The sequence below is a fragment of the Runella aurantiaca genome, assembly GCF_003339505.1.
GTDB lineage: Bacteria > Bacteroidota > Bacteroidia > Cytophagales > Spirosomataceae > Runella > Runella aurantiaca.
This window is the reverse complement of the sequence record NZ_QPIW01000004.1, coordinates 233,579-247,639: the sequence shown is the minus strand read 5'-3', so window position 1 is coordinate 247,639 and position 14,061 is coordinate 233,579. Positions and strand designations below refer to the sequence as shown.

The 14,061-nt window shown below is 44.2% G+C and carries 9 protein-coding genes; 3 read left to right on the top strand and 6 right to left on the bottom strand.

Translation table 11 applies throughout. The features are described from left to right. Positions 1-35 precede the first annotated feature (35 nt). The 6 genes from DVG78_RS07910 to DVG78_RS07885 all read right to left on the bottom strand — a co-directional run bounded on the left by DVG78_RS07910 (position 36) and on the right by DVG78_RS07885 (position 5,338). Positions 36-626: a hypothetical protein gene (locus tag DVG78_RS07910; RefSeq protein ID WP_147277019.1), complete on the bottom strand. Its 591-nt coding sequence runs from the start codon at positions 624-626 to the stop codon at positions 36-38. A gap of 71 nt (positions 627-697) precedes the next feature. Next, entirely contained in the window at positions 698-1,804 is a 1,107-nt protein-coding gene (locus tag DVG78_RS07905) for a mandelate racemase/muconate lactonizing enzyme family protein (RefSeq protein ID WP_114460555.1), read from the bottom strand. Positions 1,805-1,859: 55 nt separating this feature from the next. Then, the gene (locus DVG78_RS07900; RefSeq protein ID WP_114460554.1) at positions 1,860-2,522 is read right to left on the bottom strand and encodes a thiamine diphosphokinase; all 663 of its coding nucleotides are present in this window, start codon (positions 2,520-2,522) and stop codon (positions 1,860-1,862) included. A 55-nt stretch (positions 2,523-2,577) separates the two neighbouring features. Further along, entirely contained in the window at positions 2,578-3,726 is a 1,149-nt protein-coding gene (locus DVG78_RS07895) for a hypothetical protein (protein ID WP_147277018.1), read from the bottom strand. A gap of 66 nt (positions 3,727-3,792) precedes the next feature. Next, positions 3,793-4,521, bottom strand: a complete 729-nt coding sequence (locus DVG78_RS07890; RefSeq protein ID WP_114460552.1) for a fatty acid desaturase — start codon at positions 4,519-4,521, stop codon at positions 3,793-3,795. A 52-nt stretch (positions 4,522-4,573) separates the two neighbouring features. Beyond that, a complete protein-coding gene (locus tag DVG78_RS07885; protein WP_114460551.1) occupies positions 4,574-5,338 on the bottom strand; it encodes a hypothetical protein in 765 nt (254 codons plus the stop codon). A 210-nt stretch (positions 5,339-5,548) separates the two neighbouring features. Here DVG78_RS07885 and DVG78_RS07880 point away from each other — a divergent pair, with 210 nt between their 5' ends. Genes DVG78_RS07880 through DVG78_RS07870 form a run of 3 tightly spaced genes read left to right on the top strand, consistent with a single transcriptional unit; the run spans position 5,549 to position 14,056 of the window. Continuing rightward, complete coding sequence (locus DVG78_RS07880; RefSeq protein ID WP_114460550.1) at positions 5,549-7,303, top strand: hypothetical protein; 1,755 nt, start codon at positions 5,549-5,551, stop codon at positions 7,301-7,303. After that, the gene (locus DVG78_RS07875) at positions 7,300-10,173 is read left to right on the top strand and encodes an nSTAND1 domain-containing NTPase (protein WP_114460549.1); all 2,874 of its coding nucleotides are present in this window, start codon (positions 7,300-7,302) and stop codon (positions 10,171-10,173) included. The genes DVG78_RS07880 and DVG78_RS07875 overlap by 4 nt, the downstream gene beginning before the upstream one ends. Positions 10,174-10,204: 31 nt before the next feature. Further along, positions 10,205-14,056, top strand: coding sequence for a caspase family protein (locus DVG78_RS07870; RefSeq protein ID WP_114460548.1), 3,852 nt, complete (start codon positions 10,205-10,207; stop codon positions 14,054-14,056). Positions 14,057-14,061 lie beyond the last annotated feature (5 nt).

The window sequence follows — 14,061 nt, the reverse complement described above, 5'->3', positions numbered from 1 at the left end:
CAAAAGTAGCAGGTTAGCCTGCGATTTATACATCATCAAAAACGATAGCCCACATTTAAGCCTGCGTTTAGCGCCGTTTCACCACTCGCATAGTTTTGAAAAGAAGCTCTGGTTCCTACCAACCAATGTCTGGTAAAATGCAATTCTGCCTCCAACAAAAGTGTATAACCAATTGTCCAATAATTCAGGGGACGAGTATAAGTAATAGGTGTTATCAAGTAATCTTTATCGAGAGGAAGTGCCGTTCCTCCATTAAACAACAAACCGAAACTACTCGGATGAGAGTCTGATAAGAAACGCAACGACGGCCCTACACCAAGACGTATTTTGCTTTTTTCAAAACGCATCGGAGATATAAAAACATTGGGATCAACGGAAAAAGAAGCTTTGGTAGAACGCAGATAATCTGAAGCTTTGGCGCCATATCCAAAATGCAACGAAGGAGCAAAAGTCAGGAAGCGATTCAATCGACGATTGTACTCATTGTAATAATTGAAGCCCGCCAAATCTCCCGAACCAAATAAAATATAAGTAAAGCCCGCCTTGATATTGTTTTGGGGGGGATTTTGACCAAAAACTAAATTACTTCCAGCCAGTAAACTAAGAAAGAGTAGTGTCTTTTTCATTTCAATTCTTTGGCTATTTTCAAAAGTATAACAATCATACAGTACAAAATACATGAGACAAACGCAAGGAATCATTCCACGACAAACGACTCCATACGCCGCAAAAAATCATCTTCTACCTCGGCACCATGCCCTGGCAAATCTGGAATAATTACTTGATAATGATTTTGGTAATGAATCCCGCCCAATATTGGATTTTGGGCGTGTTCAAAAGGAGAATCTAAATCATAAAAAACAACGTTTTGCAAAGCAGACGCAAAATGGGCATTGGCCGAAATTCCCAAACGCGACTCCGACATACACCCAATCATACACTTGACACCCGCCGCTTCGGCAATGGCGTTGATTTTGACCGCATTGCGTAACCCGCCACTTTTTGAAAGTTTTATATTGAAAAAATCCACGGCCTGTTGGGTCACCAATTTGATGGCATCTTGCGGAGAAAACAGCGACTCATCGGCGCAAATAGGCACACGGGCATTCTGCCGCAGCCGCGCCAAATGGGCGTAGTCCCAATGTTTTACGGGCTGTTCGCAGTACTCCACATTCCAGTCGGCAATCGTATTCAAAACCGTAAGCGCGCTGATGTAATCCCACCCCTGATTGGCATCAGTACGGAGGGGAATGGCGTCGCCGATAGCTTCCCGAATGGCGGCAATACGCCGAATATCATCTTTGGCGTTTGTTCCTAATTTTACTTTAATCGCTTCCGCGCCACGTTCCTTTATTTTAACGGCATCGGCCGCCATTACCTCTGGTTGGGCGATGTAAATTGTTTCATCGGTAACAATCGGACGATTGGTGCCGCCCAAAAACTGATACAAAGGCATATTGGCGTACTTGGCGGCCAAGTCATACAACGCCATGTCAAACGCACTTTTTACGGTCGGGTTTCCACTCAGATAACGGTCCAGAGCCGCCAAGCAGCCTTCTATATCCAACGGATTTTTACCAATCAGCAATTTTGCCAAATCATAAGCTGCCGCATAAGCAGTGGCTTGGGTTTCTCCCACTATCATCCAAAAAGGGGCACCTTCGCCCGTACCATGAAGGCCATCTGAGGTATAAATTTTAACCAAAATATTTCGAGCTTCTTCAATGGTTCCAATCGCAATCGTGACGGGCGCTTGGAGCGAAATATTAAATTTATAAACTTCAATGCGGGTGATTGTAGACATAGTTTTTATACGTTTTCTTCAGTGTTTGACAAGGTAAAAGTAAACGGTAATCTATTTAATCCCAACATTCCATAATCAACAGATCTCCTTCACTCGCTGAGATTTTGACAAACCCATCTTCTGCTGCTTCATTGCTGTTGCCGCTCCGATAGCCGAGCCGCAAATAACCTCCTTGAAGGTTGTATTTTAGGCCTTCCGTTTGGACTCCTTCCACCAGTCCGACGGGCACAAGCGAAATGGGCGTGCCTTTTACGTACCATTTTTCAAAGGTCCCGACCAACGGAAAAATCTTGGAGTAATCGTCTAGCATCACGATTTTGATTTGGTCTTTGTAGCGAACAATGTTGGTCATATTTGTCAGGCTATGGTCAGCGCGACGGCCCGTAGCCCACACAATGTTTACGGCTGGGAATCCCCGTTCTATCAAAAATTCAATGCCTTTTTCTAAATCCGTTTTGTCTTGGTCGGGTGCATGGACAATTTCGAGCGGATAATGTCGAGAGGCAATTTCATCAATGTCAACATTGTGGTCAAAATCACCCAACAGTACATCCACCTTTATTCCCAAATCCAATACCCGATGAATGGCGTGGTCGAGCACAACCACAAACGGCGACCATTCGAGCAATTGTCCCATCAATTCAAAACTACAGCCCTCGCCGTTGGCAATCAAAAGGGCTGGTTCTTGCTTTTCGCGAACAACGTGGTGTGAGGACATTTTTCAGTAGTGAGTAGTGAGTAGTGAGTAGTGAGTAGTGAGAAAATCTCACATACTAAATACCCAATACTATTTTTGGGATTGAATGAATGATTGATAACGCAAAGAAAGCGACAAAAAGCCACTTGGTACGCTCAAAAAGTTGTTTTTGTTGAGATACCCAGGCCAAAACACCCAACGTAAACAGCAATGAAGAAGGAGCCAACCGCCTGAAATATAGACTTTCGATGGACTCGTCTGTGAGATAAATGCTTATCGTAAAAAGCAAATAAGCGAAGGCCACTAAAAAAAAGGGGTCTTGCAGTATGAACTTGGTCATGCTGTCCAAATTGATTTTTATCTTTTTCGTCAGTCGTAAAAAATATATTACGTGCCGCACAATCAACCCAACAAGCACCCATTGCAACAAAGCAATGCCATAAATAAACCATTTGACCGAATCGCTCAAGCCAAGATTTTTTAGGTCCCAATCACGTACCGCAAAAAACAGCAGTTCCTCTCCCAACCCGCGCATGCCCCGCCCAAGCCGTTGATTAAATGGCTCCGTGGGCCAAAATCCATGTCCACCCGTGAAAGTACCTGTGTGGTAAAAATTGAAGAATAAATACCCAGCCATCAATACCACAAAATAGAAAGCCGCCTTGTATTGACGGCGTAGCATCAATGGAATCAGCAGAAAAACGCCCGTATATCGAGTGAGAAAAGCGGCGGTGGCAAAAATCACGCTACCTTCTTTTTGCCATTGACTTGCGCGGGATGACGGAGAAAAAAACACGCAGAACTCCAAAACGAATAAAATGAATACCGTTTCTGACCATGTATTTGTGTATAATTGAATCAACGATGAGGCAACAAAACCTAACGACACAAACCACGCTTTGTCCCGAAAAAGCCGCTGAATCAACCAAAAGCACCCCGCTAATGCGAGAAGATTCACAATTTTAGACGCAATTTCTACCGAAAAAGAAGTCAGAAAAGCCACTGTTGCAATCAGCGCAGAATAGCCAATCGGCCATATAGCGCAGAAAGTTTTTTTTCCTTCAAACGTTATGACGTAGCCCTTGCCACTGAGCAAGTTTTGAACCGCCTCAAGATAAAAATGAGAATCCGGAGTCAGAAAATAGACTGAATCATCGCGAAGTTTGAGATAAACTACCGCGCAAATGAGCAGGAATTGAAAAAGTAAGGCAAGGCGATTGGGCATTTTCATCTCCCTGAATGCGTCTTATATTTGATTATTCCAGCGCTGTTCAGGGCAACAAATATAACATTACTTATCCGCATCTGCCATGCGCTCTCTTGCCTTGGGCAATTGCCACCACGGCAGGTAAGGATAGGCATGATGCTCTAAATGATAGCCGAAAAAATAACAACTCAAAAACGCTTTTATGTGATTAAGCGATTGACTGCGCGCATTGAGCGGCGGATTATGGTGCTCGCCGCGATGGGGCAAATAGGTACCGAAATAAAACAATTGAAAGGTGCTCAATACGGCAGGAATCATCCAAAAAACCACCAGGTTTTCCCACGGAAACCACAGTTTCAAAATATTGTACGTCACTGCCATCAACAGCACTTGTAACACCGAGACGTATTCTTTGGCAAAAGCAAAAAACCACAAAAAGAAATTAGGATGACCATCGTGGTAATCGGGGTCGTCGGGCGTAGCAGCGTGACGGTGATGCAAATGGTGCTTGGAGGAGAGTCTTTTATAGTTGTTAAACGCAAACAATGAAGCACTTAGAAAGCCTATCCAATAGTTAAGTCGCTTATTATGAGGAGCCACTACCCCATGAATAGAATCATGAGCGGTGATAAACACCCCCGTATACAGGTGCATTTGCACCAATATAAACACATACACCAATGGATTACGAAAATCCAATGGATAATGAAGTAAAAATGCCAAACAACCAAACCACGCTACCAAGACGGTCAGGGCAATCCAGAGTCCTTTTTGGCCGATGTAGGTAGGTTTGATGACGGGTAGAGACTGCATCTTAGATAGAAGTTATGCAGTTCTAACGCAAACACACTGTTTTTTGTTTCGGTCAGTCATTTTTCAACCCCTCCAACTCAGCGGGGTCAAAATCCTGTACTTCCAGCGCATCATCGTTTGGCAATACGATTGCTTCTTTGGTAGAAAGTTGTGGTTTCCCAAACAATGGATGCCGAATCCCCATCACTCGGTAGAGGGGTGTAATTCCACTTTTTGCCAAGATTTTCAGGCTGCTCCCTCGTTCGCGGGCTACGTTCAGCCCCAACGATGCATCGGTTAATTTTAGATTCGCCGTTCCTACATTGGCCGTGGCCTTCAAATCAATCTGGTTGTCGCGGCTGTTTGAAACGATAATCGTTGCCGATTCCGCCTCAATCAACTGCGTAATAATCACCCAATCTTTGGGCCACTCATCGGCTCGATATTTGGGAATAATGGCTTTTTCAATCGCTCCCACATTCACAATTTGGTGCGTCAGGGTTTTATCGGCCTGAAATACGACCGCTTCCTCACTTTTAAAATTCAGCGTGAAGCCCGCATCCGCTTCGGCCAAAACACTACCCGCAATCGGAGCTTGTCCTGCCAATTTTATGTCAATCTGTACGGTGTCGTTGGAAGTATAATCCCAGAAACCTTCCGATTCGTCTTTCTTGATTTCTGCCATAATCCCTTCTTTTTCCAAATCCGAAAAAATCGTAAAAACGCCATCTTCTAGTTTTCCAATGGCACCCACAAATAGCGGACGGTTGGGCTCCCAATTAGCTCGATAGCCCGTTTGTTTGGCAATATGCCTGAGATAAAATTGGTGAATATTCATACGTATGAGTTTTAAGTACTGGAAGTAAAAAGTTAAAGTTTTATAACCTGAAAAGGAGGGGTTCTACTTACTTAAAAAGAAATTTTTAGTTAACGGAAAAAATCTGATAATCAGTACGATACCGTTTAGTAAGTCATGCCTTTTATTTTTGGCAAAGCCTTTCATTTTTCGTAACATTAAATTCCTAAACTCAGATTTACTCAACTTATTATGAATACGCTCTTGTTGTGCTTTTCCAATAGCCAGGAAGCTCCTTTGCCCAATCTTACCGAGGAAGACCGAAGCCTGTTTGATACGCTGTCGCCGCGTCAGGTGCTCGGCCATTTTCAAATTGTACGGGAAAGCTACGCTACCATCAGCAGCGTCATTCAACGACTAGAAACCTACCAAGACAACCTCACTGTTTTTCACTACGCCGGCCATGCGGGCAAAGAAGGCCTGCTCCTCGACGATGCCTGGGCGCAGGTAGGTGGGCTGGCAGCAATGCTGGCGCGGTGCCCCAATCTTAAATTGATTTTTCTGAATGGCTGCGCCACCCTGTCGCTGGTGGAAGAGCTGCGAAAACATAAAATTCAAGCGGGAATTATCGGTACGCAGGCACCCGTAGGCGACGACCATGCGAGTACCTTTTCGCGGTATCTTTATAAACATCTCAGCAACCAATATTCGCTCGGCGAAGCCATCCAACGGGCCAAAGACGCCCTCAATTTCTCAATTGAGACTACCCTTCAAACCCGAGGATTAGGCGAAAATATTGAGGTTTTGGACTCCGAAAACTGGGTTTTTATCAATCCCTCGGGGGAGGCTGACCAATGGAGTTTGTCGACAACATCCATCAACCAAACCTATGTTCCAAACGCATACCTCATCAATCAAGCGTTTGAGGCAATTATTGAATACGACAGCAGTATTAAGGAGAAATTTGACAATGAAAAAATTGACGACGAAGACCTTCTTTTTAAAAGAGATTTGCTGATTGATTTCCTGCCGTATCCATTGGCAGAACCGCTAAGGTGTATCTTATGCCCCGACACCGATAATCAACAAGGATTAATCGCCTCCAAACCCAGTATAAATCGAATTCGGGCTTATCAGGATTTATTTGACTCAACCATTTCGTTGCTCATCAGTACTCTGTTATCACAGATACGAAACCTACTGCTGAGCCCTCATCAGCCACTTACAATCTCTGCCGAAAGTCTCGCTACAATCACCCAGTATTTAAAAGGAGATGCGGTGAGTTTTGCAGACGTTCTGCGCTGCCTACGCGAAATTTTAGAGAAGCATCAAGTTCCTTATTTTGTAGAAGAGTTGAAACTGTTGGTTAATTTATACTACAACCCCAACAATACTACATTGGCCAAAAGCATTGACTTTTTGATGGATTTAAAAATCCGATTTCCGTACGACAAAGACATAGTTATCAGCGAAAGCCTTTGTCGGGATATATGCGAAATGGGAGAAACCCACCTGAGCAACATCGCGGGGTTTTCGGGCTTTTGGGTGCGCTACAACCTCCAATCGTACAAAAACATTCAAGTCATCAAGTTTTTTGGCAGTCTCCCCAAATACCGCCATAAAAGTGTTACGCTCAAATCTAGTCTTATTGCAGCCAATAACGACCGCAACCGGCGATACCGAGACGAGCCTGTGTCAACGGTTTTGTGGGAAAGCCAGTCGGTATTATTGACAAAAAAATCCCTAAAAAACGACCAAGCGGCTTTTCTAAACGTAGCCCCTTTCATTCTTGATTTGAACGTGTTTGTCAAAAGTGACAATAACTTTTTTGATTTATACATTTTTGAAAAATTCTCATCGCTCAATCAATCCATCTATTTTCGCTGCATAGGCAATCCCCAAAAAGTGCTAAAAATCGACCGCAATAGTGATGATTTTGAGGTATTACGCGAGCAATTCAACGCCTTCACAAAAAACTTGCTGAACATTAACTATTGGGAATTATGAACCAGAGCCCGTTCAAGTTTTTGAGCCCCTACGAAGCCAAAGACAAACATTTATTTTTTGGCCGTGACCGCGAAATTGAGGAGCTGGCAGAGCTACTTCTCCGTTCGCGATTTGTGGTCGTCTATGGTCCTTCTGGGTCGGGCAAAACCAGCTTAATACGCGGCGGCCTAGCCAAAAAACTACAGGATACGCATTGGTTTCCCATTTATATCAGGCGCAAAAAAGACTTTCTATCCTCCTGCACAGAGGAGCTTGATAAGTTTTATCATCCCGCTAAAATACCACCATCTGGCATCAATGAAACCAACCCCAACCACTCATTATTACTACAAATCAAACAAGTATCGCGGCTATATCTACGCCCTGTTTATCTCATTTTTGATCAACTAGAGGAGCTTTTCATTACTGGAACTGACGACGAACGTGAGCAGTTTTTGACTTTTCTAAAAACGATAGACGAATCCGATATTCCCTGCAAAATAATTCTATCCCTAAGAGAAGAATATTTAGCCCATTTGTACCAGTTTGAAAAACAAATTCTCACCTTACTTGATTTTCGTTTGCGGGTAGAATTGATGACCAATGAATCCATCAAAGACTTAATCATGGACATGTTTAGAGCCATGCCCGAGGTGGAATTGAACGATGAAGAAAACGACGCCGATTTTATCATTGCCCAACTCTACGATACTACCCGACAAATCCAACTGCCTTACCTTCAGGTTTATCTGGACCGCCTCTGGAATAATGCCATTATCCAAACTCCTGATAAACTTCCCGTACAAATTGACAAAACGATTATCCAGAATGTTGGTCGAATCGAAGGGGTGTTAGAGAAATTTTTAGAGGAACAAATTACCGATATTGAGCAGCAAAACCCCGAACTCCAAAGCCGAGAAGGATACGTATTAAGTTTATTAAGCAAGTTTGTCACCTCTGAAGGAACACGCCAATCGCAGTACATTAAAGACATTGACAAAGACGAAGATAACGGACTAAAAATCAAAATATTAAACTATCTAGAAAAGCAACGAATCCTGAAAGAGGAGAACGGATTTTATGAATTATACCACGATAGTTTAGCCATTGTTATTTTTAGAAGCCAAAGTGCAGAACAAAAAAAAGCAAGCAATCTTCTTCGGCGAATTGAACGCGTTCATGAAGATTTCTCCCAATACGGCCAAAAACCTGACTATTTCCTCGACCGCTTGTCGGTAGAAGAATTTAAGAGCAACCGTAATACTACCGTTTTTCAGGTGCTTTTTCAGGATTTACCCAAAAATCGCCAAGAGAATTTGAAGGCCTTTGTCAATAAAAGCCGCGATTATCACGAAAAAAAATACCAGCTTCGGCGCATTAGAATTCTGTTTACAACCGCTGTTTTGTTGCTTTCAACGGTCGCTGTTTGGCAATGGCGCGAGTCGTCCCTCAATAGTCTAATATTGGCATCGGCATTTTTAAGCGAAGACGCCCCCGACGACGCCATCGCCATTGCCTACGACGCCTACCAACGCCCCATGCACTCACCAGAGGCCCAGAAAGCCCTGCTTACTGCTTTTTACAATCACGACAAGCAAGATGACCATCCGCTCAATATGGGTTTCAGCCCACCCACTGAGCAACATGATACTTTTCTTAGTAAAGTTTTCCATTCCGCTATTCGATCAGTTTCTTTCTCTCCTTCGCAAAACTTTTTTTTGACGGTCAATCAAAGCGGTGATTCGCTCATGATTTGGAAAAACGATTGGCGTATGCAAGCAGTTTTCCCTTTCAAAGAAGGGATAAAACAGGCATCATTTCTAAATGAAAAAAATCATTTTTACGTCATTACCAAGGCCAACGCATTTTTCACTTTCAGCATTGAAGGAAACCAACTTAAAACCCATCCAATTCCTCCCAATTCCGTCAATTCATTCCTTATTGGCGAACAACTATATTCCATTATTGACACTACCGCCATTCATAATTCCTTCAGCAACCGAACGTACCGTTCTAAAAACTGCATTCGTGGCATTTCCCCTTTTATGTTAGACGGGCACCCGCACTTCGTCACTGTGGAGGCCGATGATACCATAAGAGTACTACGCCAAGACCTCGTCATCACCCATAAAAAACCACTCAAAGCGGTTCGTAATGCGTCTTTAAGCACCGACGGGCGGTGGTTGTTGGCCCGAACCTTTGATAACGTACTGGAAATTTGGCAATACCCTTTCCACAACAAAGCGCAACTGGTTTTCAAAAAAGCGGACGTAAAAAAAACCTACTTCAAGGCAGATAATCAATTTGTGACACTGGGAGACTCCCTGCAAGTTTACGACCTTGATTCTCCTGCCATTTCAAAATTCAATTGTAACTGCGGAAAAGAAACGGTCAACCATCCTATGCCAGTCCAATATAGCCCAAAAGTCAAACTTACTACACTCATCTGTAACGATACTATTTTCAGTATTCGGAACAAAAATGGATTACAATTACTAGATATTCCTCACAATAAGCCAATTAACAACGGATGGTTTTTAAGGGAAAATGAGGGGTATTTCTTCAAGAAAAAGGCAAATTATCAAATCATCACTTTGGCCGACAACACCATTCATTTCTGGAGCAATCAGGGTAACCACATTTGCGCTATCACACCCAATGAACCACTAACGGCTATTTACATGGATCCGTACGAACGATGGATTGTCGGAGTTTCTAAAAACAAAACCTGGATATGGCCAACGTGGAATGAAATAGAAAATTGGCTTAAAAAAGAAGAAAAAGGCGGGTTTTTGCAACCTGCCAAACGGATTGCCATCAAAAAGAAATACAAAGTTGATGACTTTGCTTGGGATGTTTTACTACGTCCATTAACACGCCCTTTTTTATAGATTTCTAACACTGTAAACTACCTCTTCTTCCATGCGTTACGACACCCTTGCCTCCGATGAAGCCAACTTCAAAAATCAGACAGGCTATACCTTCACACCCTTTGCTTTGCCCGTTGTGGACGAAGACCTCACTTTGCGAGGTGTACTTTGCAAACCAAAAAACCGAACGGGGTATTTCAATACTCCCGAACCGCCACCCACCAAGCAGCAGATTGTATTGCACTTTACCGCAGGAAATTTGAGCGGAGGTATGAGTGCCCTCACCACCCAAGACCGCCACGTATCGGTAGCCTTTGTGTTGGCCCGTGATGGCACCATTTATCAACTATTCCCCTCTAAATATTGGTCAGGCCATATCGGCGCTGGTATCGGCAACGCAGGCACCAACAACGCCCGCGATAAAGTGACAATTGGTATCGAAATCGTCAATTATGGGTATTTGGTAGAAAGAAACGGCAACCTCGAAACCATTTATTCGCGTACACCCGAAAACCCAAATCGGGTAGATTTATTTTGTCCACTGAGCCAAACAGAGGCCTATCAAAGGCTAAATACGCCTTTTCGTGACCAAAAATACTACGCCTCTTATACCCCCCAACAATACGACAGTTTGGTGATACTGCTGCGGTTTTTGACCAAAAAATACAACATCCCACGCCAGTTTTTGGAAGAGCCCAAACGCTTTTTACCAACGCAGGATGTAATGTCTTTTAAAGGAATCGTCTCGCACGTCAATTACCGTACAAGCGGCAAATGGGACATCGGTCCCGCCTTTGATTGGACACAGGTTATAACGGGGGTGCAGGCCGCCGCCTATCAGCCTGTTTTTATAAAGAAAGAAGCCCTTGAATGGGAAGAAACAGGCGATACGCTTTTTAGCGAAGAAGCACTCGAAAATCAAATGGCAGTGCCGAAAGGTATAGAAGTAGCCCCACCCGAAGATTTTAGTTCCAATTTTAACGACGAAGAGGATAAAGGAACTCCCAAGCCTAATTTATACGCCCTTTTGGTGGGTATCAATGCCTACGAAGACCGAGTGGTGTTGGAAAAGCGGGTTATTTTTCCGCGTTTGAGGGGCTGCGTCAACGACGCCCAAAAGATGCAGCAATACCTTGAAAATGAAACTGCTTTCGGCAGCAAAAACATCACCCTACTGACCGACCAAAAAGCCACCAAAGCTGAAGTGGTAAAGGCATTTTTGGCGCTTGGCAAAGCCAAAAAGGACGATGTGGTGCTGTTTTATTACTCGGGTCACGGTACGCAGGAAAAAGCCGATACAAGTGTATGGACGGAAGAATCTGACGGCAAACATGAGTGCTTGGTATGCTATTATGACGGGCAACACAAAGATGATTACTTATTGGCCGACAAAGAGTTGCGCTACCTCATTCAACAGGTTTCAAAAACCAAAGCGCACGTCGTAGTCCTGTCGGATTGTTGCCACTCAGGCGATAACACCCGCAATCAGGCCATTCTCAAAGCCACTTACGATGAGGTCATCGAGCGACGCGTACCTTTTGTTTTCCCACAGCGGGATTGGAAAAATTTCATTTTCAGTAAATCGTTAAAACCCGCTGATTTCAAAGGAAAACACGTAGACAAAATCCTACCGCCAGGAGCACACGTAAGTTTATCGGCCTGTGAATCAGACGAAACCGCAGTAGAAGTAGGGGGCGAAGGGATTTTTACAAAATATCTGCTCAAAACCTTGGAAGCCTCGGGCGGACAACTTACCTATTATGCGCTGCACGGGCGCGTGAAACAGATGCTCAACAATGCCTTTGAGCAAACGCCCATTATGTATATTCCAGCGGCCTACCGCAAAAAGCTGTCGTACACCAACGTGTTCAACAAACTCGACAGCGGTGAAGCCAGCACTTACGCCGACGTGCTGCGCGATGGGGGCGGAAATTGGGTATTGCAACGCGGAGCTATTCACGGCATTGGACAGAATACCAAAAGTATTATGGTAAAAGATGGGGCAAAAACTTACGAAGCCAGCGTAAAATCCATTGAAGTCGACACCACAGTGCTAGCCTTTGACAACGTGACTAGTGCCAAATTGGATTCCAAAAAAATTTACAAAGGCTTCATCGAAGGATTGATGAGTCATCAACTCAAAATCCACCTAAACAATGTGGATAATATCCTGACTGACAGCCAACTGCTAACCGAAAAACTCTTGGCCGAAATCCCAAATCAAGTCAAACTGGAAACCGAAGAAAAAAACGCCGATTACACGCTTTCATTACGCAACGGCCACGCAGTATTGACACGCTCTCTAGACAAATTTCGCCCGTTGGTCGAGCCAATAGTGCTTGATTCAGAGGCTTTTGCATTTCAGTTGGTGAAAGACTTCAAACATTTATCCAATTGGCATTTCCTAAAAAATCTGCGGAATGACTCCGCACTCATCAACCCCTTAAAAATTGAAGTTACTAACGCCAATGGGCAATCGATTGCTCTAAATCAAAACGCTGTTAAACTTCATTATGAACTGAAAGACAACAAATGGCAAGGTGGCCTCGGCGTGAAAGTCACCAATCAAAGCGGTCAGAAGATTTACTTCTGTTGCCTATACCTTAACACCCGTTTCGGGGCTTCGTTGGAGTTGTTAGACCCCACCGTTACGCCGTTGGACCCTGGCGCTTCGACCCAACTTTCTTACAGAGGAAACACGACGATTCCGATGTTTTTGGAAAGCTTCGTTCGGTTGTACAATTGGCCCCAAAATGTGGAGTATCTGCAATTTATCGTCAGTACCACCGACCTTTCAAACGTAGAAGAACTTAATTTAGAGAGCCTGCCAACACCGTTTACGCTCAAAAAGAGAGCCACAATGCGCAGCTTGGGGTTGGGAGAAGAAGAAAGTGACAAAAGCCACGCTTCAGCTTGGACAACCCAACAACTGAAGTTGGAATTTGTAAACCCCGAATACAACACCGTCCGCGAAAGCGAACTGGAGGCCATGCTCGAAGACGAAAATCTGGCGGAATACGCGCTGGGGAATTATTTTGAGGTTAAAACCAAGCCTGACTTACAGCCCGAATACAAACTCAAATCCGACGTACAACTTCGCCAAAGCGATGCTCATCTGGATGAAAAAGGGTTCATCCGCGACGGTTTGTTGAATGTAGCCAATAATACCGCACGTCTCATACGCAACTCTAAGTACCGCATTATGCGTTTACGATTCCCTGATGCGCCCAAAATAGTGTCGGAAGGCGATTCTTGGTTTCAACACCCGTTGGTCGTGGATACCATTGACCACTTGTCGAAAATCTACCCCATTTTCTGCGTAGCCGCCGCAGGCGATACCCTCCAAAACTACGATGCCGAAGGCGAGTGGCTCGAAGCCGTAGAAGACAAAGAGCCAACGTTCTTTCTCATCAGTGGCGGCGGCAATGACATACTGGGCGAACAATTCCGAAACCATATCAAGCAAGGACCACACGCAACGGGCTTACCGCCGCAAGACTACTTAGAACCCTCGCTTATTCAAGAGCTTGACAACTTGCGACGAATCTATCGCAAGATGTTTACCGAGTTGTTTGCCGTTCGGCCCGACATCCACGTACTGTGCCACGGCTACGACTACATCATTCCGCTTGAAACCACTAAAAAAGGCTGGCTCGGTCGCTACATGATTGAAAAAAAGATGACGAGCCAAACCGACCGCAAGAACGTTTTGACCTACATCATCAATGAGTTCAACACGCGGCTCAAAGACGAAGCAGCGGAATTCCCTAACGTACATTACATCAACGCACGTGGACTCATTCACGACAACCAATGGTACGACGAAATCCACCCCAACAAACACGGTTTTCAGACCGTAGCGGGGCGTTTTATGGAAAAAATCGATAACTTGTTGAGCGTTTAATATTT